20 protein-coding genes are annotated in these 25,124 nt (G+C 71.2%); 8 read left to right on the plus strand and 12 right to left on the minus strand.

The features are described 5' to 3' along the window. Positions 1-68 precede the first annotated feature (68 nt). Positions 69-566 carry a hypothetical protein gene (locus BDK92_RS14815; RefSeq protein WP_121157248.1) on the plus strand — a complete coding sequence of 166 codons (498 nt, stop codon included), beginning with the start codon at positions 69-71 and terminating at the stop codon, positions 564-566. 135 nt (positions 567-701) lie between these two features. Here the strand turns inward: BDK92_RS14815 and metG are convergent, their stop codons facing one another. After that, a complete protein-coding gene (gene metG, locus BDK92_RS14820) occupies positions 702-2,504 on the minus strand; it encodes a methionine--tRNA ligase (protein ID WP_121162145.1) in 1,803 nt (600 codons plus the stop codon). Positions 2,505-3,531: 1,027 nt separating this feature from the next. Here metG and BDK92_RS14825 point away from each other — a divergent pair. Then, complete coding sequence (locus BDK92_RS14825; RefSeq protein WP_246017043.1) at positions 3,532-4,269, plus strand: hypothetical protein; 738 nt, start codon at positions 3,532-3,534, stop codon at positions 4,267-4,269. A gap of 74 nt (positions 4,270-4,343) precedes the next feature. Here the strand turns inward: BDK92_RS14825 and rsmI are convergent, their stop codons facing one another. Beyond that, positions 4,344-5,186, minus strand: a complete 843-nt coding sequence (gene rsmI, locus BDK92_RS14830; RefSeq protein ID WP_121157249.1) for a 16S rRNA (cytidine(1402)-2'-O)-methyltransferase — start codon at positions 5,184-5,186, stop codon at positions 4,344-4,346. 100 nt (positions 5,187-5,286) lie between these two features. Between rsmI and BDK92_RS14835 the strand changes: the two genes are divergently transcribed. Continuing rightward, on the plus strand, positions 5,287-7,101 hold the full coding sequence (locus BDK92_RS14835) for a dolichyl-phosphate-mannose--protein mannosyltransferase (RefSeq protein ID WP_425462302.1): 1,815 nt from the start codon (positions 5,287-5,289) through the stop codon (positions 7,099-7,101). A gap of 121 nt (positions 7,102-7,222) precedes the next feature. Further along, positions 7,223-7,840, plus strand: coding sequence for a GNAT family N-acetyltransferase (locus BDK92_RS14840; RefSeq protein WP_211349233.1), 618 nt, complete (start codon positions 7,223-7,225; stop codon positions 7,838-7,840). Positions 7,841-7,849: 9 nt separating this feature from the next. On the opposite strand, the gene BDK92_RS14845 is transcribed toward BDK92_RS14840, so the two are convergent. Further along, on the minus strand, positions 7,850-9,094 hold the full coding sequence (locus BDK92_RS14845) for a DUF418 domain-containing protein (protein ID WP_121157251.1): 1,245 nt from the start codon (positions 9,092-9,094) through the stop codon (positions 7,850-7,852). 108 nt (positions 9,095-9,202) lie between these two features. On the opposite strand from BDK92_RS14845, the gene BDK92_RS14850 reads away from it, so the two are divergent. Beyond that, positions 9,203-9,949 (plus strand): TetR/AcrR family transcriptional regulator, encoded by a 747-nt coding sequence (locus BDK92_RS14850; protein WP_211349235.1) that lies wholly within the window; start codon positions 9,203-9,205, stop codon positions 9,947-9,949. 22 nt (positions 9,950-9,971) lie between these two features. Here the strand turns inward: BDK92_RS14850 and BDK92_RS14855 are convergent, their stop codons facing one another. Both BDK92_RS14855 and BDK92_RS14860 read right to left on the minus strand, forming a co-directional pair. Beyond that, positions 9,972-10,367, minus strand: a complete 396-nt coding sequence (locus tag BDK92_RS14855; RefSeq protein ID WP_121157253.1) for a hypothetical protein — start codon at positions 10,365-10,367, stop codon at positions 9,972-9,974. 49 nt (positions 10,368-10,416) lie between these two features. After that, entirely contained in the window at positions 10,417-10,623 is a 207-nt protein-coding gene (locus tag BDK92_RS14860; RefSeq protein WP_147457010.1) for a hypothetical protein, read from the minus strand. Between the two features lie 25 nt (positions 10,624-10,648). Here BDK92_RS14860 and BDK92_RS14865 point away from each other — a divergent pair, with 25 nt between their 5' ends. The 3 genes from BDK92_RS14865 to BDK92_RS14875 all read left to right on the plus strand — a co-directional run bounded on the left by BDK92_RS14865 (position 10,649) and on the right by BDK92_RS14875 (position 14,289). Then, positions 10,649-11,206: a CGNR zinc finger domain-containing protein gene (locus BDK92_RS14865; RefSeq protein WP_121157255.1), complete on the plus strand. Its 558-nt coding sequence runs from the start codon at positions 10,649-10,651 to the stop codon at positions 11,204-11,206. Between the two features lie 431 nt (positions 11,207-11,637). Beyond that, positions 11,638-13,476: a maltose alpha-D-glucosyltransferase gene (gene treS / locus BDK92_RS14870; RefSeq protein WP_121157256.1), complete on the plus strand. Its 1,839-nt coding sequence runs from the start codon at positions 11,638-11,640 to the stop codon at positions 13,474-13,476. Positions 13,477-13,632: 156 nt separating this feature from the next. After that, entirely contained in the window at positions 13,633-14,289 is a 657-nt protein-coding gene (locus BDK92_RS14875; RefSeq protein ID WP_121157257.1) for an HNH endonuclease family protein, read from the plus strand. 96 nt (positions 14,290-14,385) lie between these two features. Here the strand turns inward: BDK92_RS14875 and BDK92_RS14880 are convergent, their stop codons facing one another. The 7 genes from BDK92_RS14880 to BDK92_RS14915 all read right to left on the minus strand — a co-directional run bounded on the left by BDK92_RS14880 (position 14,386) and on the right by BDK92_RS14915 (position 25,105). Continuing rightward, the gene (locus BDK92_RS14880; protein ID WP_121157258.1) at positions 14,386-16,158 is read right to left on the minus strand and encodes an NACHT domain-containing protein; all 1,773 of its coding nucleotides are present in this window, start codon (positions 16,156-16,158) and stop codon (positions 14,386-14,388) included. Further along, the gene (locus BDK92_RS14885; protein WP_121157259.1) at positions 16,122-17,696 is read right to left on the minus strand and encodes a VWA domain-containing protein; all 1,575 of its coding nucleotides are present in this window, start codon (positions 17,694-17,696) and stop codon (positions 16,122-16,124) included. The genes BDK92_RS14880 and BDK92_RS14885 overlap by 37 nt, the downstream gene beginning before the upstream one ends. A 70-nt stretch (positions 17,697-17,766) precedes the next feature. Continuing rightward, the gene (locus BDK92_RS14890; RefSeq protein WP_170208589.1) at positions 17,767-20,196 is read right to left on the minus strand and encodes a serine/threonine-protein kinase; all 2,430 of its coding nucleotides are present in this window, start codon (positions 20,194-20,196) and stop codon (positions 17,767-17,769) included. Beyond that, entirely contained in the window at positions 20,193-21,575 is a 1,383-nt protein-coding gene (locus BDK92_RS14900) for a hypothetical protein (RefSeq protein WP_121157262.1), read from the minus strand. Before BDK92_RS14900 ends, BDK92_RS14890 begins: the two co-directional genes overlap by 4 nt. Before the next feature lie 8 nt (positions 21,576-21,583). Then, complete coding sequence (locus BDK92_RS14905; protein WP_121157263.1) at positions 21,584-22,627, minus strand: transporter substrate-binding domain-containing protein; 1,044 nt, start codon at positions 22,625-22,627, stop codon at positions 21,584-21,586. Then, positions 22,624-23,991 carry a hypothetical protein gene (locus BDK92_RS14910; RefSeq protein ID WP_147457011.1) on the minus strand — a complete coding sequence of 456 codons (1,368 nt, stop codon included), beginning with the start codon at positions 23,989-23,991 and terminating at the stop codon, positions 22,624-22,626. The genes BDK92_RS14905 and BDK92_RS14910 overlap by 4 nt, the downstream gene beginning before the upstream one ends. Positions 23,992-24,190: 199 nt before the next feature. Beyond that, on the minus strand, positions 24,191-25,105 hold the full coding sequence (locus BDK92_RS14915) for an NADP-dependent oxidoreductase (protein ID WP_121157265.1): 915 nt from the start codon (positions 25,103-25,105) through the stop codon (positions 24,191-24,193). Positions 25,106-25,124: the final 19 nt, after the last annotated feature.

Below are 25,124 nucleotides of genomic sequence, written 5' to 3' on the forward strand. Positions count from 1 at the left end.
GACCCATGATCAGAGAAAATCCTTCAGACAGGGCGACCGGACGAACGCTGCGCGGCATCGGTACCAGGATGCTGCTGTCCCTGGCCGTACTGGCCGGCACCATGGCACTGGCGCCGACCGCCGCGAGCGCCGGTACGACCGGTGCGGCGGTGGCGGCGGCCTCGACGTGCCGGGACAACGTGAAGACCTTCTCGCGGGGCGGCGCCACCAAGGCGTCCCGGACCATCACCCTCCGGCTCTGTGTACACCGCGACGGTGACTACCTCTGGGCGACCGCCGAGACGTTGTCCACGCCGAAGACCACCTCGGCGGACCTCTTCTACCACTTCGTCGTCAACCTGCGGCTGGAGCGCAACGACGCGGACTTCGCGTCGGCGAGCGACGACCAGACCGGTTGGGGCAACTACGACGGCTCCGCCAACTACCTGACCGGCTTCGACACCCCCTACTACGTCAGCGGCGCGACGGGCGGCTGGACAGCCGACGGGAACGTCTCGTACGACATCATCGGCGACGGCGTCAACGACCTGACCTGGAGCCTGACCGGCTCACCGGTCCTGAACTGACCTGACAGAACCGGCGCGCCGCCAGGGCTCCGTCGTCCCGACACGGGGCAGGACGACGGGGAACTGGCGGCGCGTCGCACCGTGTCGGCGGGCCCGGTGCCGCCCGACGGTCGTCGACCGTCGGGCGCCCCCTGCTCAGCTACCGAGCCGGGCCAACTCCTCGTCCACGATGGACGGGTCGAGCTTGCGGAAGACCGGCTTCGGCGGTGCCAGTGGCCGACCGGCCTCGATCGGCGTCGACTCCCACCGGGCGCCGACCGTGTAGTCACCGGTGAGCACCGGGTACGACGGACCGCCGTCCAGGTCCTCGACCTGCACGATCGAGGGCATCGGCGCGTGTACGCCGGTGCCGCCGAGCAGCTCGTGCACCTGCTGCGCGGAGTGCGGCAGGAAGGGCGTGAGCAGTGTGTTGGCGTCGCTGACCACCTGGAGGGCGACGTGCAGGATCGTACCCATCCGGGCTTTCTGGTCCTCGCCCTTGAGCTTCCACGGCGCCTGGTCGGAGAGGTACTTGTTGGCCTCGGCGACCACCCGCATCGCCTCGCCGATCGCCGCCTTCTGCCGGTGCCGCTCGATCAGGTTGCCGACCGTGGCGAAACCGGTGCGGGCGACCGCGAGCAGCGCCTCGTCCGCCTCGGTGAGTCCGGCCGGGTCGACCGGCGGAATCGCGCCGAAGTTCTTCGCCGCCATCGAAATCGACCGGTTGACCAGGTTGCCCCAGCCGGCGACGAGTTCGTCGTTGTTCCGGCGGAGGAACTCCGACCAGGTGAAGTCGGTGTCGTTGCTCTCCGGGCCGGCGACGGCGATGAAGTAGCGCAGCGCGTCGGCGTCGTAGCGGTCGAGGAAGTCCCGGACGTAGATGACCACCTGGCGGGAGGAGGAGAACTTGCGCCCCTCCATGGTCAGGAACTCACTGGAGACGACCTCGGTGGGAAGGTTCAACCGGCCCATCTCGCCGGGGGTGCCGTCCCGGTCGCCCTCACCGGAGTAGCCGAGCAGCAGCGCCGGCCAGATCACCGAGTGGAAGACGATGTTGTCCTTGCCCATGAAGTAGTAGCCGGTGGCGTCCTTGCCCTCGCCGTCCGCCGCCCACCAGCGCCGCCACGCCTCCGGGTCACCGGATCGGCGGGCCCACTCGATCGAGGCGGAGAGGTAGCCGATCACCGCGTCGAACCAGACGTAGATCCGCTTGTCGTTGCGGTCGCGCCAGCCGTCGAGCGGGATCGGCACGCCCCACTCCAGGTCACGGGTGATCGCCCGGGGCTGGAGGTCGCCCAGCAGGTTCTTCGAGAACCGCAGTACGTTGGTCCGCCACCCCTCCCGGGTGTCCAGCCAGCGGCCGAGCGATTCGGCGAACCCGGGCAGGTCAAGGAAGAAATGCTCGGTCTCCACGAACTCCGGGGTCTCGCCGTTGATCTTCGAGCGAGGGTTGACCAGGTCGATCGGGTCGAGCTGGTTGCCGCAGTTGTCGCACTGGTCGCCCCGGGCGCTGTCGTAGCCGCAGATCGGGCAGGTGCCCTCGATGTAGCGGTCGGGCAGCGTACGACCGGTCGACGGGGAGATCGCCCCCATGGTCACCTTGGGCACGATGTAACCGTTGCGGTGCAGCCCCTCGAACAGTTCCTGCACCACGGCGTAGTGGTTTCCGGTGGTGGTCCGGGTGAACAGGTCGTACGACAGACCGAGTCCGTGCAGGTCCTCGACGATCACCCGGTTGTAGCGGTCGGCCAGCTCACGCGGGCTGACCCCCTCCTTGTCGGCCTGCACCTGGATCGGGGTGCCGTGCTCGTCCGTGCCGGAGACCATGAGTACGTCGTGGCCCGCCATCCGCATGTACCGGCTGAATACGTCGGAGGGGACGCCGAAGCCGGAGACGTGGCCGATATGGCGCGGGCCGTTGGCGTACGGCCAGGCGACCGCCGCGAGAACGTGACTCATGAACAGCAAGCCTAGTGACCGCCGCTGGGAGATCGCGAACCAATAGGCCCGTTCCGGCTCCGTACGCCCAAGCGAGGCCATTTGGACGTGAGTTACGCCATCCCGTCCGGGCTCCAGTCGGATTTCTGCGCCCGATTTGTCGGCGACACGCACCCCAAGCTGCCCCTTTGAGCCAAGAGTGCATTGTCCAATACTTTCTGTGACCGGTAGAGCGAACGGGCAACAGCCAGGGAAAGCCGATCCCGGCCGGGCCGACGACGGCGATTCGCCAACCTCCGAGCCCAAGGCCAGCGGCAACGGGCCAGCCGACGGCCCACGGGCAGCCGCGCCGCCCACCCCCACTCCGCCAGCCTCCACCTCGCCCGTGCCACCCACGTCGGCGTCCACCCCGCCCGCACCGCCGGCACCCGACTCGTCCGCTCCCGCCCCTGCGACGCCCACCCCGCCCACCCCGCCCGCACCGGACGCGCCAGCGACCGATCGGCGAGTACCGCCGCCGGCCGCTGAGGTTCCAGCGGCGACACCGGGTGCGCGGCCGGACCCATGGGCACCACTTCCCGCCGCGACACCGCTGGAGACACCGGCGGTCCCCGCCGCCCGGTCGGCGCCCACCCAGTCGTCCCACACCCCGCCCGGTACGCCTACCCAACCTGGCCCGACACGCGCCCCGATCCAACCTGACCCGACGCGCGCCCCGACCCAACCCGGCCCGGCACGCGCCCCGGCCCAACCCGGCCCGACATGGACGGAGACGGCACGGGCGGAAGCAGGCGAGGCAAAGCCAGCACGGGCCGACGCAGGCGAGGCAAAGCCAGCACGGGCCGACGCAGGCGAGGCAAAGCCAGCACGGCCCGAAGCGAGCGCGCCTGAGGTCGTACCCCCGGCGGAGCCACCTGGTCCGGCCGCGAACCCGGCGGCCGGGCCGAGCACCCTGACCGGGGCGGCCGGATCGCCCTGGATCGCCGCACCGGTCCCCGCCGCGATCGAGCCGACCACCGGCGCACCGCGCAGTTCACTGCCGGACCGGGTGCCCCGGATCAACAAGGCCGGGACGCGTACCGTGCCGTCGGCGGACGGCACCCCGAGCCCGGTGACACTCCCGGGGCAGGCCCCGGCGGCCGAGGACGAAGAGGACTTCTGGCTCCCGATCGAGCAGGTCAACTGGGATGGCACGCCGGCCCGACCGGACCCCGACGAGCGACCTCGACGGCTCTGGTCGTTCCCGACCGGGCGGGTGCCGGCGGGGGCACCGCCGCGGCTGCCGAAGCCACCCCGCCGACCCGCCTCGGGCCTGGCCGGACTGGTTCTGCTGGCGCTACTGGCCAGCTTCTTCGCCTGGGTGAGCGTGGAGCCGCTCTGGCTCGCCTTCGGGCATGGCGACCTCGGCACCGCCACGGTGATCGACTGCACCGGTGAGGGGATCAACCAGCGCTGCCGGGGCGAGTTCGTCTCGGCGGACGGGAAGTTCAGCGCGGTAGACATCCGGCTGGCCGGCGTACCCGCCGAGGACAAACTCGAAAGCTGGCAGCTGACCGCGCGGATGATCGACGCCGACAGCAGCACCGCGTACGTCGGCACCGGCACCGCCCCGCTGCACCTGCGCTGGGTCCTCGGGCTGGCACTGGTGATCCTCTGCGGCGTCGGCATCGTCTGGGCGACCGGTGCCGTACGGCTGCCGGACCGCTCGGCCCGGCGGGGTGCCGTACTGATCGGACTCGCCGGCCCGCTGGCGATCACCGCCGGCTTCCTCGCCGCCACCTTCTGACCGCGCCCGCCTGGGTGTTAGGAAGGGCCCCTTCCTATACAAAATGCGATAACAAGGGGCCCTTCCTTACACAGCTAGGCGGTGTGGACGACGGTGTAGACGTCGCGGCGGCGGAGGGCGTAGGCGGTGGCGACCTCGGTGATGGCGTCGCGGCGGGTGATGCCGGCGGCTTCACGGGCGGCGACCGCGGCGCGGAGTTCGTCGTCGGTGGGGCGGACGGCGGGGGTCGCGGTGGCGCCGGCGACGACGAGGGTGATCTCGCCGCGCGGTTCACCCTCGGTGGCCCAGGTGGCGAGTTCGCCGAGGGGTCGGCGCAGGATCTCCTCGTACGTCTTGGTCAGCTCGCGGCAGACGGCGGCCGGCCGGTCCGCGCCGAAGGTGTCGGCGAGGTCGGTCAGGGTGCTGGCGACCCGGTGGGGTGCCTCGAAGAACACGAGGGTGCGTTCCTCGGCGGCGAGGGCCCGGAGCCGGGTACGGCGCGCGCCGCCGGTGCGGGGCAGGAAGCCTTCGAAGCAGAACCGGTCGACAGGGAGTCCGGAGAGGGCGAGTGCGGTGGTGACGGCACTCGGTCCGGGGGCTGCGGTGACCGGCGCCCCGGCGTCGACCACGGCTTTGACCAGGCGGTATCCGGGGTCGGAGACGCTGGGCATGCCGCCGTCGGTGACGAGCGCGACCAGTTCTCCGGCGAGTACGGCCTCGACCAGGCCGGGGGTGCGCCGTTCTTCGTTGCCTTCGAAGTAGGAGATGATCCGGCCGCTGATGGTGATCTCCAGATCGCGGGCGAGCCGGGTGAGTCGGCGGGTGTCCTCGGCCGCGACCACGTCGGCGGCGGCGAGTGTCTCCCGGAGCCGGGTGGAGGCGTCCCCGGGGTTGCCGAGCGGCGCTCCAAGTATGACAAGTCGCCCATTACTCGACATATCTACCACCAGGAACGTCCCCTCATCGACACTTATGAAAACGTCAGGTTGACGTAGGCCGCCACCGTCCGCTCCCGCAGCCTACGATCGCGGGGTGACCCTGGCGTCGACAGCGCAGACCGCAAGCCGCGACAGCGACCGCGATCACTCGGGCGGTACGGCCACCGCACCCCCCGATGGTCCCGCTGTCGGCGCGGCGAAGACCGAGCCGACACTCCCCGGCGGACGGCACCTCCCCGCCGTGCTGCGCCGCCGGCTGGTGCCGATCGACAGCCGGCTGGAGCCGTACTCCTGGCTCGCCACGCTGGTGGTGGTCGCGATCGCCGCCATCCTGCGGCTGGTCGGGCTGAGTCACCCCAAGGGCAAGATCTTTGACGAGACCTACTACGCCAAGGACGCCTGGGGCCTGATCAGCAAGGGCGTCGAGTGGAACTACAAGGACAACGTCCCGTCGTACGTGGTCCACCCGCCACTGGGCAAGTGGATGATCGGCATCGGCGAGTGGGCGTTCGGCTACTACGACGTCGACGGCAACGTCGTCTCCGCCGGGCACATCGTCACCACCTCGCCCGAGTTCGGCTGGCGCTTCTCCGCCGCGATCATCGGCATCCTCTCGGTGCTGCTGATGGTCCGGACCGCCCGCCGCCTCTTCGGCTCGACCGTGCTCGGCTGCGCCGCCGGCCTGCTGCTCGCCCTCGACGGGTTCCACCTGGTGCTCTCCCGCACCGCCCTGCTCGACATCTTCCTGCTCTTCTTCGTCTTCGCCGCGTTCGCCGCACTGGTCGTCGACCGGGACCACCACCGCCGCCGGTGGGTACGCGCGATCGAGGCGGGACTCGACCCGAGCCGCCGTGGCGCCATCGGTCGGCTGCCGCTGCGGTTCCCCGAGAGTGTGCCGTGGTGGCGCCTGCTCGCCGCGCTGATGCTCGGCTGCGCGCTCGGGGTCAAGTGGAGCGCGCTCTACTTCATCCCGGCGTTCGCCCTCCTGGTGATCTTCTGGGAGGTCGGCGCGCGCCGCTCGGCCGGCGTACGCCGCCCCTGGCTGGACACCCTGCTCGGCGAGATCGGCTGGCTGGCCCTGGCCGGCGTACTGATCGTGGCGACGTACATCGCCACCTGGTCGGGCTGGTTCGCCACCGACCACGGCTACTTCCGGCACTGGCTGGCTGACAACGGTCACTCGGAGCCGCCGATTCTCGGGGCGTTGCAGAACCTGTGGCACTACCACGTCGAGGCGTACAAGTTCCACACCGGCCTGGAGACGCCGCACGTCTACCAGTCGTGGCCGTGGCAGTGGCTGCTCCTCGGCCGCCCGGTCGCCTTCTACTGGTCGTCGGATGCCGGCTGCGGAGCGCCGAGCTGCGCCGCCGAGATCCTGCTGCTCGGCACCCCGATCCTCTGGTGGTCGTTCCTGCCGGCGCTCGCCGCGACCGCCTGGCTCGGCATCGCCCGCCGCGACTGGCGGGCCGGGGCGATCCTGCTCTCCGTCGCCGCCGGACTGCTCCCCTGGTTCTGGTTCGCCTTCGACGGGCGGACGATGTTCTCCTTCTACACCGCCCCGGCGCTGCCGTTCCTGATCCTCGCGGTGACGTACGTACTCGGCGCGATCATCGGCCCACCGGGCGGCAGCAGAGCGACCCGGTCCCGGGTCCGTTCGGCGGCACCGGCCGAGGGCGACACCGGCCAGCCGACCACCCTCACCCTCTCCGAGGAGACGCTTCCGGCCGAACTGTCGGACGAGTCGTCGACCGAGGGCGGTGGCCTGGACCGGCGTACCGTCGGCGTGATCATCGCCGGGGCGTACGTCCTGCTGGTGGCGATCTGTTTCGCGTACTTCTATCCGGTCTTCGTCGGCCAACTGCTGCCGTACGCCGAATGGTCCGCGCGAATGTGGCTGGGCCCCCGCTGGATTTGAAGGTCCGGGGAGCCCCTCTCCTCGTCGATCTAGGGCGAAACGACGTTAGTTGATCTCCGGCAACGACGATTCACCCTAGATCGACGAGCATGGGGGTGGGGTGGGCAGGCATGATCTCGTTGTGGGCGATGCAATCTCGTTGATCGAGAAGCCGATCCTGGTGGGTGAACGGGTGCTGCTCCGCCCCGTCGAGGCCGCCGACGCACCGGGGTTGGCGACGCTCGACCCGGAGACGCTCAAACTGACCGGCAGCCACCGTACGCACAGCCTGGAGATCCTGGAACGCTGGTACGCCACCCGCGCCGGCCATGACGACCGTCTCGACCTGGCGATCGTCGACCAGGGCAGCGGCGAGTGGGTGGGCGAGGTGGTGTTGTTGGACCTCGACGAACACAACCGTTCGTGCTGGTTCCGCATCCTGTTGGCCGGCCCTCGATTCTTCGGCCGTGGTTTCGGCACCGAGGCGACCCGACTGATCTTGGCGTACGCCTTCGAGACCGTCGGTCTGCACCGGATCGAGCTTGAGGTGTACGACTTCAACCCGCGCGCCCGCCGGGTCTATGAGAAGGTCGGCTTCGTCCACGAGGGCACCAAACGCCAGGCCCTGCACTGGGACGGCGAGTGGATCGACGCTCACCTCATGGCCCTGCTCGCCCCCGACTGGGCCACCCACCAGGGCCATCCGACACCCCCACCCGCGCCGACCATGAGCTCGACGCCGGGCGGGCAGGGGTCGTGACGACCCGCGTCAGCGCGGTTCGGGCTGGCGGGTGGTGGCGGCCAGAGCCGGCTCGATGGTCTCCGCGTTCGGCTGGTCCGATGTCGGCGGCGCGACGAAGGCGGGGCGGCGGGCGTTGGTGAGCCAGCGCAGCGCCCACTCGACCGGGCCGTAGCGGAAACGGCGCAGCCAGAGCGCGCTCAGGGCCAGTTGAGCGGCGAAGACGACCGCGACGAAGGCGAAGAGTGCCAGCGGGGAGAGGCTGCCCGCGAGACCGAACCCGATGCCGGTGAAGGCGATCAGGCCGATCGCGGACTGACCCAGGTAGTTGGTGAGGGCCATCCGGCCGCCCGGGGCGAGCGCGCTTCGGACCGCCGCCGTACGCGGGTTGTGCATGATCCGCAGCAGCGTCGCGACGTACGCGGCGGCCAGCAGCGGTGCCGTCGCCACGCTCGCCGCGACCCCGAGGGTGTTGCCGTTGCCGCCGCTGGCGGTGTAGACGATCGAACCGAGCAGCCCGACGGGGAACCCGATCCACTGGATCCGGCGCAGCACCGGCTCGCCTCCGGTGACCCGGGCCAGCCACTGCCGGCGCCCGGCGACCATGCCGAGCAGGAAGAGCCCGAGCGCGGTCGGGCCCTGCAGGGTCACCGCCTGGAGTACGAGCAGCGGCAGGCCGTCGAGGTGCTCGTCGAGGTTCGCCCCCCAGCCGCCGAGCAGTGCCCGCGTCGCCTCCTCGCCGTTGACCAGCGCCTCGGCCTCGCCCGGTACGAACGTCGAGCGGTCCACCAGGAACGCACTGGCGACCAGGCTGACCAGCACAAGTACGTAGAGGGCCAGCGCTGTCCGGATCGCCGTACGGTCCTTGACGTTGCGCATCAGGAGCAGGACGAGACACGCCACCGCGTACGTGGTGAGCACGTCGCCGCCGTAGAGCAGGACGATGTGCAGGGCGCCGAGGAGGAAGAGGCCACCGATGCGGCGGAGCATCCGTGCCGAGAAGGCGGCACCGGCCCGGCTCGCCGCCTCCATCTGGAGGGTGAAGCTGTATCCGAAGAGGAACGAGAAGAGCACGTAGAACTTCATGTCGACGAAGAGGGAGGAGAACGCCCGTACGGCGTGGTCGAGGCCAGAGTCGAAGTCGGGGTCGGTGACCAGGTTTCCCGGATAACCGGAGGCCATGAAGGTGACGTTGACGGCGAAGATCCCGAGCAGTGCGAACCCTCGGATCGCGTCGACGTCGAGAACACGCCCGGCAGGACTCTCTGTAGTCATAACCGACCTCCCCGTGATCTGCGTATAGGATACAGCGTACGAGGTACAGAGTTGCCGAGATCTAGAGTGAGCGCAAGACCCGCGGGTGGAGGACGAGGAGAGTTCAACGTGGCGGAACCGACGCTCCCTCCCGTGGTGGCCCGGATGTGGGGCCGCGAGACGGTCGCCCGACACGGCCCCCGGCCCAGCCTTGACCTGGGCAGGGTCATCGACGCCGCGATCCGGATCGCCGACCGCGACGGCCTGGAGGGCGTGAAGATGAGCAGCGTCGCCGCCGAAGTCGGGATGGCGACAATGTCCCTGTACCGCTACGTCGGCAGCAAGGACGAGCTCCTGATCGTGATGGCCGACGCCGCGACACCCGAACCGCCCGCGCTGGACGGACAGGGTTGGCGCGGTTACCTGACCGAGTGGACCCGGGCCAACCGGGATCTCCTCCTCGAACGGCCCTGGCTACTGGCGCTCGACCAGCGCACCCCACCCACCGGCCCCCGGCTGCTGCGCTGGCTCGACCGCGCGCTCGCGGCCCTCGCCGACACCGGACTCGACCACGGCGAACGGATCAACATCGCGACCAGCCTCACCGGCTACGCCGTCCGGCAGGCAACCCTGGCCCACGCTTTGAACAGCGTGGCCGGGGCCGTCACCGGCGACGACTCGATCGCCGGGCTGGCCGAGTACGGCGCCATTCTCGGGCAGGTGCTCGACCCGGAGGGTTACCCCGAACTCACCGAGGCGGTACGCGTCAACGCCTTCGGCGTCGCCGAGGAGTGGATCGACGACGCCGACTTCACCTTCGGGCTCGACCTGCTCCTCGACGGCATCGAGGCGCTCATCGCGCGCCGGCACGGCTAGGGCGCGCCGGTGACCGCCCTCGTCACCCGTTCTCCAGAGCGGCGATCAGGCCGTCCGGGTCGTCGACCGTGACCGTGACGGCCGGGTGGCGCAGCCAGCCACCCGGGGCGAGCCCCGGCACCGGGGTACGGAACCGGATGCAGACACCGCCAGCGCTGGTGGTGCCGAAACTGACGCCCCGGTCGACCATCGACATGTGCGGTCCGAGCACCCGCCACCACCGGTACGGGCCGGTGCGCTCGGCGCCGACGATGTTCTCCCGAGGGCTGTAGAGGCGCCACCTCCCGTACCGGACGGTCAGGCCGGCCACGTCGACGGTGACCCTGGCGCTGTCCGGGCGGACCCCGATGAGCGAGAGCGGCAGCCGGAACGGTCGCGCGAACGCGAAACCGAACCGTTGTGCGGCCGGGTCGGTCACGACGCGCCGCCGGGTCGAAGGGTTCGCGGCATGCCGCCGGTCTACCCGGTCAGCGCCGGTCGACACACCCCGACGCCGACGAGTACGCGACGGGGCGGACCGGGCGCCCGCCGGTACGCGCGGCTCCCACCGTGGCGAGTTCGGCTGCGGAGAGTAGTCGCCATAACCCGCAGTGGCAGGACTGGTAGGTCACCACACCGTCGCTCGTACGGTGGCGGGACCGGGTGTGCCAGACATGACCGTCGTCGGTGTTCATGACCAGAGCCTGCTGTAATGCCATTGTGCATCTCAACCCTTACGGCCAGGACGCCGTACGCCTTGCCGTCGCACTGGCCAACAACCGCCCGACCACCGTCGCCGACCTGGTGACGCGGTGCGCCGCCGCCGGGTTGGTGATCGACATGCCGGTCGGCGACCGGGACCTGACCGAGGCCCTTGAACTGGTCGACCAGTGGTGCCGGATCGTCGACGCGCCGGACGAGGTCCAACGGGCCGAACTGGTCAACGGGCTGCTGGCGGCGGCGTCGGCGTACCCCCGGCTGACCAACCACGAGGGCTCCGGCTGGCACCTGCACTACCGCGACGACGGGGTTCCACTGGCTGCGGTGCTGCGCGCACTGGTCGGCGTCGGCACCGCTCTGCACCTCGCCGGACGGGGTATGAGCCGGCTCGGCCGCTGCGCGTTGGCCGACTGCGCGACGGTCTACGTCGACACCTCGCGAGGGGGCCGGCAGCGTTACTGCTCACCGGGCTGCGCCAACCGCGATGCCGTGCGTCGCCACCGGGCGCTACACGCGCCGAACGGGCACCCGGGACCGCGAACCGGCGGCCTCACATAGGTGCGCGCCCCGATCGCCTGCCACGGGGGAAGCGGGCGATTGGGGCGCGCACGATGAGCTTAACCATGCCGGTTCACCGAACACAACGGGTGATGTTCAGTCAGATTTCCGACCGGCGTCCGGGTGTGCAGAAGGCGTAAATCATCTCAACCGTCATAAATGACCATGAGTCAGCTCGCCCACGACAGCGTCCACACCGTACATATGCCCTGGTCGCGAGGGGTGTGGGGCGATCACCGGGCGGGTTTTCCTCGATCGTCGGATTCGCTACTGAAACATCGGCGTTACCGCTGATCGTCACCCCCGGTTGAAGCGGATGAACGGGCGGTGAACCCGCCGTCACCGGCGCCGGCGATTCCTTCCCGCGTGACCCGCGGGCACGACGGCTGCCGTACCTGCGGGCCCTCCACTTGGAACCCCGGAGGAGAACCATGTCCGATCTCGCTGAGCGCATCAACGCGCTGACGGTCCCGTCGCCGGACCAGGAGCTGGGGCTGCTGCCCCGGCAGTTGCCCGTACCACTGGAATCGACCCCCGCTCCCCTGCGGCGCGCCCGCGAGCTGGCCATCGAGCCCAAGTGGTACCAGCGGGCCATCTTCTACGAGATGTTCGTACAGGCGTGCTTCGACGCCAGCGGTGACGGGTTCGGGGACCTGCCCGGCCTCACCACCAAACTGGACTATCTGAAGTGGCTCGGCGTCGACTGCCTCTGGCTGCCGCCGTTCTACGACTCCCCCCGCCGCGACGGCGGGTACGACATCCGCGACTACTTGACCGTCGCACCCGAGTTCGGCACCATCGACGACTTCGTGACACTGATCGACGAGGCACACGCGCGCGGCATCCGGGTGATCACCGACCTGGTGCTGAACCACACCTCCGACACCCACGAGTGGTTCCAACAGTCCCGACAGGACCCCGACGGACCGTACGGGGACTTCTACGTCTGGCGCGACACCGACACCGAGTACGCGCAGGTCCCGATCATCTTCTGCGACACCGAACCGTCGAACTGGACCTACGACCCGGTCCGCCAGCAGTTCTACTGGCACCGGTTCTTCGCCCACCAACCAGACCTGAACTACGACAACCCGGTCGTACGCGAAACGATGTTCGACGTCGTCCGGTTCTGGCTCCAACTCGGCATCGACGGCTTCCGACTGGACGCGATCACGTACCTCTTCGAGCGGGAGGGCACCGACTGCGCCAACCTGCCGGAGACGCACGCGTACCTGAAGCGACTGCGCAAGATGGTCGACGAGGAGTTCCCCGGCCGCGTCCTGCTGGCCGAGGCGAACCTCTGGCCGACCGACCTGGTCGACTACTTCGGCGACCCGGCGGTGGGCGGCGACGAGTGCCACATGGCGTTCCACTTCCCGGTGATGCCCCGGATCTTCATGGCCGTACGCCGCGAGTCCCGCTTCCCGATCTCGGAGATCATCGCCCAGACTCCGCAGATCCCGCAGGACTGCCAGTGGGGCACCTTCCTGCGCAACCACGACGAACTGACCCTGGAGATGGTCACCGACGAGGAACGCGACTACCTCTACAACGAGTACGCCAAGGACCCCCGGATGCGGGTGAACGTCGGCATCCGGCGCCGCCTGGCCCCACTGGTCAACAACGACCGCAACCAGATCGAACTCTTCACCTCGCTGCTGCTCTCGCTGCCCGGCTCGCCGGTGCTCTACTACGGCGACGAGATCGGCATGGGCGACAACGTGTGGCTCGGCGACCGCAACGGGGTCCGTACCCCGATGCAGTGGTCCCCGGACCGCAACGGCGGCTTCTCCAGCGCCGACCCCGGCGCGCTCTACCTGCCGGTGAACCAGGGCCCGGTCTACGGCTACCAGGCCGTCAACGTGGAACGCCAACTCGAACAACCGGCGTCGCTGTTGCAGTGGACCCGGCAGATGATCGCCGTACGCAAGCAGCATCCCGCGCTCGCCCTCGGCTCCTTCCGCGACCTCGGCGGCAAGAACGGGACGGTGCTCGCCTTCCTGCGCGAGTACGACGGGCCGGACGGGCACGAGGTGGTGCTCTGCGTACACAACCTGTCCCGGCATCCTCAGCCGGCACAGCTCCCGCTGGGCAGCCGGTTCATCGGCCACCTGCCGGTGGAACTGACCGGGCAGACACCGTTCCCGTTGATCGGCGCCCGCCCCTACCAGCTCACCCTGCCCGGCTACGGATCGTTCTGGTTCCAGCTGACCGCCAGGACACCGGCGCCGAGGACGTCGCCGACGGACGACCTGATCGCCGCCGGCTGACCGGGAGCCCGGTCCCCCGGCTACCGGGTCGGCGGGACCGAGGACGGAAACAGGGTGGAAATTTAACCATCGTTCATGCTCGGGCGAGGCCGTACGACAGTTGGCTCCGTCTATATGGGTGACAGGCAGAGAGCCTGCCACCCGGATGGAGTCGTGATGACCCGTACCCTCACGCGCTGGGCCACCACCCTGCTGGCCACCGCCACCCTCGCCGTCCTCGGTCTCGCCAACCCGGCCCAGGCCGCGACCGTCTCCCAGCCACTCCGCACCATGATCGCCAACCTGCCGGTCGCCAGCGAAATCCGCACCGGCTACAACCGCGACCTCTTCCCGCACTGGATCGACGCCGACGGCGACGGCTGCAACACCCGGTACGAGGTACTGATCGCCGAGGCCACCACCAACCCGTCGGTCGGCTCCGGCTGCACGCTCACCGGCGGACGCTGGTTCTCGTACTACGACGGGGCCTACTGGACCAACCCCGCCGACCTGGACATCGACCACGTCGTCGCGCTCGCCGAGGCATGGGACTCCGGTGCCCGCTCGTGGACCACCTCACGGCGGCAGTCGTACGCCAACGACATGGGCGACGTACGGGCACTGATCGCGGTCACCGACAACGTCAACCAGACCAAGAGCGACCAGGACCCGACCACCTGGGTACCGAGCCGTGAGGTCTGCCGCTACATCGGCGAATGGGTGGCGGTGAAGACCCGCTGGCGGCTCACCGTCGACACCGCCGAGAAGAACGCCCTCACCAGCCGGGCCGCCTCCTGCTCGAACATCACCCTCACGGTCACCCACGCCTTCTGAGCCGCCGGTTCACACCCGGTACGGGACCGGTGCGACCCACCGGCCCCGTACCGCGCCCGGACGCCAGTCGGCGCCCGGACGCCAGTGCGGCGCCGCTCAGTCGGGACTCGACTGACGCAGGGACGGCACCGCGACGAACGTGTTCGCGGCCCGCCGCACCTGGCGCGGCCAGCGCGGGTCGGCGGCGATGCCGAAGACCGCCCGCCGGATCGCCGGTGCCTTCGCCAGTTCCCCCAGCACCGAAAGGCACTCGCCGGCCAGCGACGCCTCGCCGGCCTGCCAGAGCCGCAGCAGGGCGGCCAGGATCATGTCCCGGACCTCCACCGACATCGGAATCCCGGCGCCGACGAGGTGGCCGGCGGCCAGCACCTGGAGCCCCGTCCCGCCGGCCAGCCGGGTCAACGCCGACTCCGTCGCCCGACCCGCCCGAGCCAGGGCGAACGCACCCGTCCCCCGGGTCGACGGATCGGCCATCAGCTCCAGCCAGCGGGACTCCGGCCACTCCCGCGCCACCGGGCCGGCCGCCAGGTACTCCGCGACGGCCCGGGTCAGCGGCTCGATGTCGGCGCCCCGGGGCAGGAACAGACCGGTGGCGAGCAGCAGCGCCCGGACCCGGCCGGGCCAGTCCCGCAACAACCCACCCGGGGCAACCGGGGCGTACGTGTTGGTCCAGTCGACCGCGGCCGGCACCGCGCCACCATCACGCAACCAGCCCGCCGCGGCGGCCTCGCACACCCCCTCGATCCGCTCGTCCAGCCAGGCCGCCACCTCCGTACCCGCGGCACCCCGGCGGCTCAACGCCGCCGCCGCCTCGTCCACCGCCGCCGCACCGCTCTCGATCAGGTGCGGCACGAACCGGTCGAGCAGCTCCGCCGGCCCTGGCGGCAACGTACCCGGACGCCGTTCCCAGCTCAGCGCCGCGAGCGTGACCAGCAACGGGTTGCCGGTCAACCCGTCCAGCTCGACCCGGGCCAGATCCACCCGAAAGCGGTCCCGGTCCCGGTCCGCCCGCTCCGGATCGGGCACCCGGTCCCGGAACCACCGCTCGGCGAAGGTCGACAGGTCATCCGGCTCGAACGGCAGCAGGTGATGCTCGGCGAAGTACGTCCGCAACGCCGTCGCCTCCTCCGCCGCCAACGGGCGGGTGGTCAACATCAGCCGGTACGGGTGGTCGACCCGGGCCGCCCACTCGCGCAACTGGCCCAGCACCCGCGACCGGGTGTTCGGGTCGCTGATCCGGTCCACGCCGTCGACCAGCACCAGCCACCGTCCATGCCGGCTCGGCGGCTGACCGGTCGAGACCGCCGGCACCCCGAACCGGTACGCCTCGGCCAGCGCCTCCGGTAACGACCGGTCGACCAGCATGGTCGCCGGCACGGCCAGCCCGACCTCCTCCGGCGCCCCGCCCCGGCCCCGTACGGTCCCGCTGAAGCCCCGGGCGAGTTCGCGGACCGCGTGCCCGACGAAGGTGGTCTTACCGCTGCCGGCCGGTCCGACCAGCAGCAGATGGGCGTCACCCCGGAGCAGGTCGTCGGCGTCGAACGCCTGGACCGGGCCGATCGGGCCGGTTCCCGGCACCACCCGTTGCGGTACGTAGATCGCGGAGAGGGCGGCGACCGAACCGTCGAGAAACTGGTACGCGTGCGCCGGTACGGTGTCCCGCTGGGCGGCGACCAGGGCGCGTACGGAGTGGATCGTCTCCGCCGCCCGGTGCGGCCGGCGGCGCTGCCACGCGGCGCTCCCTCCGACCATCGCCAGTACGGCAACCGTGCCGACCACGATCGACACGATGTTGTCGAACCGCTCCACCCATTCGAAGAGGTCCACCCCGATCAGCCGGCCCGGCTCGCCTGGAAGTCGTACCGGCACCGCTCACAGAAGCGGCCTCGCCGTCGGGTCTGGCACTCGGGGCACTCGTCGAGCAGCGGGGCCGGCACCGGGTCGACGTCGTGCTGGGCGGCGTTGGCTTGCCTCGGCACCACGTCGGAGCTGTTCCCGGCGGCGTCCTGGCTGTTCAGAATGCTGACGCCGGTGGGGCCGGCGGTGCCCCAGGAGCGGGTGTGGTGGCCGGTCACGGTCGGCACCTGCCAGTGCCCGGGGTCGACGTCGGAGCGGAGCCGCACCCGGCCCGAACCGGCGTCCTCGATCTCCACCACCCGGCCGAAGACCGCCAACTTGTCGTGGGCGCCGGCCGCGTACGCCAACGACACCGCCCGCCCCATCAACGACTCGGCGTCGGCCAACCGGCGCTCGTCGAACGCCTCCCAGGCGGTACGGATCGCCACCGCCAACTCCTGCTGCCGGGTGTAGTGGGCCACCGTCGGGTTGATCCCGGTGTAGCGGGCGATGTCCTCGGTCCACTCGACCGCGATCGCGGTCTGCCCCACCTCGGCCGACCGGCCCGGCTCATCCGCCGTCCCGGTCGCGGCTGCCGCCGGTGGTTCGTCCGCCACCGGCACCAGCAGGCTCAACCAGGCGACCCGTCGGGTTTCGTTGGCCGCCATCGGCTGCACCGCCAGCCCCACGTGGTAGTCCCGGTGCCCCTCACCCCAGGCCCCGATCGGATAGTCGATGGTCTGGGCGTCGACCGGTTGGGCCAGCTCCGCGAGGTCGGCGATGGTCGGGTAGACCTGCTTGACGAACCGGACCGAGGCCAGCGCCGAGGTACGCACCCGCAGCCGTACGTCAGCGGTCCGCTGGCCGAGCGCAGCCGTGATCAACTGGGTGAACTCGGCCGAGAGCCGGTCCAGGTCCTCCACCGGCACCACCGGGTTCGCGCCGAGGGCATCGGCGATCCGAATCAGCTCGGTGCCCCGCCAGGCGTGCACCCCCGGCCGCTCGGCGATCGCCCGGCAGTCCACGGTGTACCGGCCGGCGCACTCGGCCAGCGCCGCGTCCAACTCACTGACCAGCTCACTCTCGTTACGGCCGTCGGTGAGCAGGATCGCGTGCCGTACGCTCCCCGGCGCCTCCTCGAAGAGCCGCGCCGCCAACCGCAACCAGTGACTCATCGCGGTACCGCCGCCGGCACTGGTCCGGCGCAACGCCTCCTTGGCCGCCGCCCGGCTGGTGTCGCTGGCCACCATCAACCGGACCGAGCCCGGGTAGATCATCTCCGCGCTGTGCGTGCCCGCCACCACCGCGAACCGGACCCCGTCCGGCAGGGCCTCGATCGCCGCGATCGCCGCCCGGCGGGCCTGGATCAGCTTGCTCGTCGGCGAGCCCATCGAACCGGAGCAGTCGAGCAGGATCACCTCGGCCAGGTGCGGCGCCGGCGCACCAGAGCCCGTCTCACCGACCGTTCCGCCGGTCGACCGGACCGTGGCGACGACGTCGACCAGGGTCCCCTCGGTCGGCAGGTACATCTCGTAGTGCGTGGTGATGTCGAAGCTCGGACCAGCGCTCACCGGCGCACCTCCCCGGATCGAAACGAGCAGAGACGACACCGGCCGGGGCGGGTGACGCCGGCCCGGCCGGTCACAGCCACGTCCACGGTCGTACCCGGTTGGCCCGGTCCACCAGGGCGATCCGCTCCCGACGACGTACGCTCTGCCGGGCCAGCGAGCGGTAGACCTCGGCCAGCCGCTCCCGCAACCGGTCCTCGACCAGCGGCACGTCGAAAACCATGCCGGCGACGCTGGGCTGCTGCGGAATCCTCCAGGCCAGCGCCACCTCCAGCACCTCGGCGGTCAGGCTGTCCCGGGCCGCCCCGGTCAGGTCCAACGCCTTCACCGTACTGGCGGCGTCGACGAGTTCGTCCGCCTCCGGCCGGTCCGGACGTACCGCGCCGAGCAGCGCGCGGACCTTGGCGATCTGCGCCGGCAACCGGTGGCTGGCCGCCTCGGGCACCTGGTCGAGGGCGGTTGCCGCCCCCCGCCGGTCACCCTGGCGCAACCGGGTACGGGCCAGCCCGAAAAGGGCGCTGAGCGACGAACGCTCGGTGGCCCACACCGCGGCGTAGTGCCGTTCCGCGGTGGCGAGGTCGCCGTCGAGTTCACTGGCGACGGCGTACCCGAGCCGGGACACCAGCTCGCCGGGGAGCCGCCCGTAGACGCTGTCGAAGTGCTCCCGGGCGGTGCCGATCTCGCCGGCCGCGAGCGCGACCAGCCCCCGGTGCCAGTCCAACCGCCAGTCGTCGACCGGCGCCCCGGGCTGGGCGGCGAGCTCGGTGAGCGTGCCAGCGGCCAGTTCCGGCTGGCCGGCGTCGAGGTAGGCCCGGGTCAACCGGAGCAGCACGTCCCGGCTGCGCTCCGGGGCCCGCCCGAGCAGTGCGATCAACTCGGCCGGCTGGAGCGCGCCGATCGAGCCGAGAAATCCGGCGCCGGGGTCGGCGAGGTCCATCAACGGTGCCGGGAGCGCGGTCGCGACGGTCGCCGCCGGCAACGGCGTACGGAGATCGTCGTACGCGCCGAACGGGCGGGGCGCGAGTCCGAAGAGCGTGGACGCCTCCGGCGGCACCTCCTGGCCCTGCTCGGCGAGGACCTGCCGCAGCACCCCGTGCACCTGCGCGTACATCTCGGCGGCGGAACCGAACCGGCGATCCGGGTCCGGGTCGGTGGCGCGCAGCAGCAGCCGGCGGTACGACTCGTGCTGCTCCAGCAGCTGCGGCACGGTTTCCGGCTGCCGCCCGTCGGGGAAGCGGCTGAGGTACTGGCTGGTGTTGGCGGCGAGGCTGAGCGCGCCGAGGGTGCGCCCGACGGTGTAGAGGTCGGATCGGACCGAGGCGGCCCGCGCACCGTGCCGGTGGACCTCGGGCGCCTCGAAGCCACGGGTGCCGAGCAGCGGGCTGTCCAGGTCGCCGGCCCGTCGGGCGGCACCGAGGTCGAGCAGCTTGAGCCGGTTGCCGACGTGCATGACGTTGTCCGGCTTCAGGTCGCAGTAGAGCCAGTCCTGGTCGTGCAGGTGGTCGAAGGCGTCCAGGATGGCCAGCCCGTACGCGAGCACCTGCGGCAACGGCAACGGCCCGGGTACGCCCCAGCCGGCGGGGCGGGGCCGCATCTCGTCGAGTGACTGCCCGCCGACGAACTCCATCACGATGTACGGCGTACCGTCGCCCGCCTCCGGGGGCACGAAGTCGTAGATCTTGACGATGTTCGGGTGGTCCAGCGCGATCAGCGCCCGCCGTTCCCCGACGAACGCCTCGGCGGCGGTCGAGTCCTCCGCCGCCCGCTGGCGCTTGAGCACCCGCCAGCTGCCGTCCATGTCCTCGTCCCGGGCGGCGAAGATCCAGCCCATGCCGCCGTAGCCGACGCAGCCCTTGATCCGGTACCGCTGCTTGATCACGTCCCCGTCGTGCAGTGGGGGGACGAAGGAGAAAGGCGTGCCGCAGTACGGGCAGAAGCCCGTGGTGAGGCCGGTCTCGGTGCCGTCGGTACGCCCCACCGGCCGGCGGCAGGACGACCTTGCGCAGATCCGCGCGTGCTCCGGTACGGCATGGTCCGCCCGGATCGCGGCGAGCGGGTCACGGGGTGGCACCACCGGCATCTCGACCAGGCCGAACCAGCGCCGGGTCCCGCCGCCGCCCGGCGTCGGGTTGCCCCCGCCGGACGGACCTGCGACCCCACCGGAACCGCCGAGTCCGGCACCGGAACCGCCGAACCCCCCGCCCGAGCCGCCACCGGACCACCCGTGCCCGGCGCCACCCCCGCCGCTCGTCGCCCCCGCCCCCGCGCCCGTGCCGGCCTGGCCGCCGGATGTCGCCGGGTCACCGGTACCGGCCGGCACGGCGGCGCCGGACGAGCCGACCGGCTCGCCGTTGCGGCCGAACGAGCCGGCGGACTGACCGGCCACGCCGGACGACCCGGCGGACTGGTCACCGGACTGCCCCGGGCACCGGTGCCCCCACTTGAGACAGAAGCCGTCCAGGTCGACGTCGCCCGGACAGTCACGGGCGAGACATCCGTTCACGCCTGGCCCTCCTCGTTCACCGCGTACAGGTAACGGGTGACCGCCCGATCGGCGGCCTCGGCGTCGAACGGCTCCGCCCGCAACTGGCGCCGGGCCTCGTTGTAGAGATCGGTCAGGCTCAGATCCTCGGAGCGGCCGAGGCTGAACGCCTTGCGCTGGAAGGCGTCCAGCCGGCCACGCAACTCGACCCGGAGCTCATGCAGGCGCTGCCGGTGCAGCCCGGCGGCGTCCCTGGCCCGCACCGCCCGCTCCGCCGCCGCGGTCACCGCCGCACTGATCGCGGCCGGTTCCGCCGCCTCGTCGACCGCGTCCCACCACTGGCCATGGCGGCAGCGCCGCTCAACCGCGCGCAGCCGCACCCGCAGCGCCCCGGCCTGCGGCACCGGCGCGCCGAACTCTGCCGCGCCCGGCGCCGCCCCGGATCCGGCCACCGCCGGCTCGGTGCCGGTACGCGGACCCGGGATCGCGGTCAGGCCACGCCAGGCGTACCGGGCCTCGGTCTCGTCCGCGTCCAACCGTCCGATGAGCAGCCGCAACTCGTCCACCAAACTCGGCAACCGGACCCGCAGCTCCTCGGCCCGTCCGAGCCGTACGCCAAGCTCGGTGAGCTGGGCGGCGAGCCGCTCCCGGGCCGCTCGCCAGGTCACCCCGTCGACGGCGCCGAGAGGATCACGGTCGGCGACCCGGCGCAGCGTGTCGAACTCCGCCTCCGCACCGGTGAGCACCTCCGCCGGCACGGCCACCGCCAACGCCCGGGTACGCAGCTCGGCAAAACGCCGGGCGAGCGGATCGAGTTGCCCGACCACCACCGTACGGGCGGATGCCACCGCCTCGGCCACGGCGACGATCGCGGCGTGGTGCTCACCGGCCCGTTTGATCACCTCGGGCAGGGGCAGCCTCACCACCTCGGCCGGCGCCCCGGTGGCCCCGGTCAGCACCACCTCGCACGGCCCGTGCAGCAGGGCCGTCAGCTCGGCGGCACCGTTCGGGGCGGTCAGATCCGACGCCGGGGCAGCATCCGGTCCCGCATCGGGGCCGGCCGGCACCGGTGCGCCGGGCTGGCGGCGGCGCAACAGCTCCGCCCGGTCGAGCACCTGCTGCGCGGCGGCGAGTTGGGCGGCCAGTTCCCCGATCCGCCACTGGACGTCCTGCCAGGCACGGGCGGTCGCCCCGGCCGTCTCCTGACGGTCGGACTGCGGGAGGCCGGGGGCGTCCCGGATCATCAGCGCGTGGGAGAGCCGGGAGCACTCGGCGGCCAGCCGGCGCAGCTCCGCCTCCGGATCGCCGCCACCACCCTGCTGGTGCTGCGTCAGCGGCTGGTGCCGCAGCTCCAGCGGGCGCCGGGCCACCGGGTGCCGCGCCGCGCGTGGTTCTGGCATCGCCGCCCTCACATGCCCGGAGGCCAGAAGAGGTTCGGACCGTAACGGGCCGGCGGAGGGCCGGCGTCCGGGTGTTCCGGCAACCACTTCTGGTGCATCTGCGCCCACCTGCCGTCCCGTCGGAGCTGCTCCAGCACGTGGTTGACGAACCGGAGCAGAGCGATGTCGTCCTGTCGGGTGGCGATCGCGTGCGGCTCGTCGCTGAACCAGGTGCACGCGGACTTCGGCTCGACGTGCCAGTCGCACGAGGTGTCGCCCGGCGGACGCCACCCGGGCGGCTGGGTGACGAACCTGGTGCTCGGGTCGAGGTCGCGGAGACCGAGCAGCACATTGTGGTCGGTCGAGATCGCCTCGACCTGGCGTTGTTGCAACATGACCAGGCAGTCGGTCCAGTTCGGCACCGACACCGGAATCGGCTTCTCCGGTCGGTCCCGGGTGTGCTGGAGCGAGGTGGTGCCGGTCGCCGCGCAGACCGGCTTGCCGCCGAGATCTCCGATCCCCTGGTACGGCGAGTCACCCCGGACCAGGACCGTCTGCCCCGAGTCGAGGTAGTCGGTGGAGAAGGCGACCTCCAATGCGCGCGCGCAGGTGGCGGTCATCGAGTCGGCGACGATGTCGACCGTGTCGTCCCGCAGCCGCGCCTGCCGCTCGGCGGAAGTGACCACAACGAAGCGAACCGTCTGCTTCGGGTCCTTGCCCGGAAAGAGGGCCTTGGCGATCTCGTAGAGCAGGTCGATGTCGAAACCCTGGAACTCGCCCGTCGCCGGGTGGCGGTAGGTCATCCGGGTCATGGTCTGGTCCACCCCGGCCCGGATGTATCCCTGCGTCACGTACTTGCTCGGCGCGGTCGCCAGCGGCTGCACGCTCCGGCGCGCGTCACACTCCGGTGCGTCGATCGGGCTCGGGGTCGGTGCCGGTTGCTGTGCCCCGGCCGGGCGGGGCGCAGCAACCGTCGGCGGTTGGTAGCTGTTCGTGCAGCCGCTCGCCCCGAGCAGCAGCACCACGGCGAGTACGGCGATGGCGCGGCGCAGCGCGGCAGAGGTCGACGTCACTGGTACTCCCTCACCCGTACCCCGATGCCGACCAGCACTCCCGCGCTCGCCAGCAGGCAGAGCAGCAGGGTGACCACGCCCATCGAGGTCGGTGCCGGTGGGGTGGCGGTCAGCTCACGGAAGATGTCCCGGTCGAGCATGGTGATCTCGTTCGTCAGCACGGTGTCGTAGCGCCCGAACGCGGTGGCGACCTCGCCGCCAGGCAACGCCGCGTCGACCGCCGCCCGGTGCGCGCCGAGCCGTTCGTTCTCCTCGACGTACCGCCGGTGGGCGTTGCACCAGGCGCCGACGAGGGACCGCATCTCATCGGTGAACGGCTCCTGCGCCTGCCCGCAACGGGCGTCCCGCTCGAACCGCTCGTTCAGCGCGTCCATGCCGTACTGGCTGCTGTTGCCGCCGAGTCGCAGGTAGATGTCCGCGCGGGCCTGAAGAGCGCCGCGCTGGATCTCGATCAGGTCGCGGTGCCGCTCGAACTGGCGGCCGGCCACGGTCAGCCCCTTCTCCGCCTGTGGCCAGTGCCGCCACGAGGCGACCAGCCAACCGGTGGTGGCGAGCATGGCGGCGGTGGCCAGCACCAACCCGGGATTGACCCGACGTTTTGTCCGTCGGCGCAGGTAACGCTGGCTCCACCAGAGTGCGCCCAGGGTGAGCAGGGTGATCCCGATCGACCCGAACAGTGCCAGTTGTCCGCCGCGTCGGGCCTCCCGCAGTCGGGTGGTCTCGTCCTCCCAGAGTTGTTGGGCGGCCGGGAGCAGCACACCGCGCAGATATCCGGAGGCTTCCCGCAGGTACGCCGAGCCGAGCAGCGCGTCGGTCGGCTTCGCGGCCGGGTCCGCGCCCAGCGTCTGGGCGTGCTGTACGAGATTGGCGTAGACGGACAACTGGTTCGCCACCCGGGCCAGGCCGGCGGCGCGGGCCGGATCACCGCCGGTGAGACCCGCGGACTCGCCGAGTAGCCGACGTACCTCGCCGAGCGCCTGCTCGTACCGCTCGTTGAGCTGGTCCCGCTGTCCCGACTCGGGTGAGGCGAGGAAGCGCCCGGTCGCGGCGGCGTCCGCCTCGGCCAGCCAGCGGTGCATGCCCTGGGCGTTGCCGCTCATCTGGGCGGCGCTGGTGACCATGACCCGTCCCGCGTCGACCGCCGCCCGCGCGGCCAGCCCGGCGATCGCGGCGGTCAACCCGAAGAGCAGCACGAGCATCACCCCGACCAGGATGAACCGGTTGGGGGTCGGCACCAGCAGGCTGCGCAGCCACCGACGTCGTACGCCCCGACGACGCCCACCGCCCAGTCGGCGGCGTGGGCCCCGGGCGGTGTCCGGCTCGGTCGGCGCTTCCCGGTCCAGTTCGGTCAGTGCCACCCTCACCACCCCTCCGCCCATCGACCGGGCGGATAGATCGTGACCCGCCCCACATTCGCACGCAATGCTACTGACGCCATGCGACACGTGACGTCCCCGCTGCGGGCGAAGGAAGGGCCCCTTGTTATCGGATTTTGTAGAGGAAGGGGCCCTTCCTAACCGCCGAAACGGGTGCGGGTGCGGGTGCGGGGGGTGAGCGTGAAGGTCAGGCGGGGAGGAGGATGAGCTTTCCTCGGATGTGACCGGCCTGGCTGATCCGGTGGGCGTCGGCGACCCGCTCCAGCGGGAAGGTCTCCGCCACCGGGAGGGTGAAGGTGTCCTGTTCGACCAGTCGGGCGACCTGGTCCAGGGCGGGGAACGGATTCTTGCTCCGGCCGCTGCTGAAACGTACGCCGTACTTCTGCGCATCCGGATCGGCGATCGTCATCACGTTGTCGGTGCCGTGGGCCAGCTCGATCAGGTCCGGCAGACCGCCCTTACCGGCCACGTCGAAGGCCCGGTCCACCCCGGCCGAGGCGATCTCGCGTACCCGCTCGACCAGGCCCTCGCCGTAGCTGACCGGGGTCACCCCGAGTGAGCGGAGGAAGTCGTGGTTGGGCTCACTGGCGGTGCCGATCACGGTCGCGCCACGGAACCGGGCAAGCTGGACCGCCGCCAGTCCGACGCCACCGGCCGCGCCGTTGACCAGCACGGTCTGTCCATCGACGACGCCGAGCTGGTCCAACACGCGTGACGCGGTCTCCGCCGCGGTCGGCAACGCCGCCGCCTCCGGCCACGGCAGGGCGGGCGGCTTCTGCGCGAAATGGTCCTGGGCGAGTACGGCGTACTCGGCGTACGCCGCGCCGACCGCGAAGCCGAAGACCTCGTCCCCGACCGAGAACCCGGTGACCCCGTCGCCGATCTCGTCGACGACACCGGAGACCTCACCGCCGGGGATGTAGGGGAAGTCGATCGGCAGGAACTGCCGCATCGCGCCGCTGCGGACCTTCCAGTCCCACGGGTTGACGCCGATCGCCCGGACGGTCACCCGGATCTGGCCGGCCCCGGCGTGGGGCTCGGGAACCTCGGCCATCTGCAGCACGTCCGGCTCGCCGTACTCGGTGAACTGCACAGCCTTCACGTCGGGACCCCCTCGTCGC

The organism is Micromonospora pisi, from assembly GCF_003633685.1.
Classification (GTDB): Bacteria; Actinomycetota; Actinomycetes; order Mycobacteriales; family Micromonosporaceae; genus Micromonospora_G; species Micromonospora_G pisi.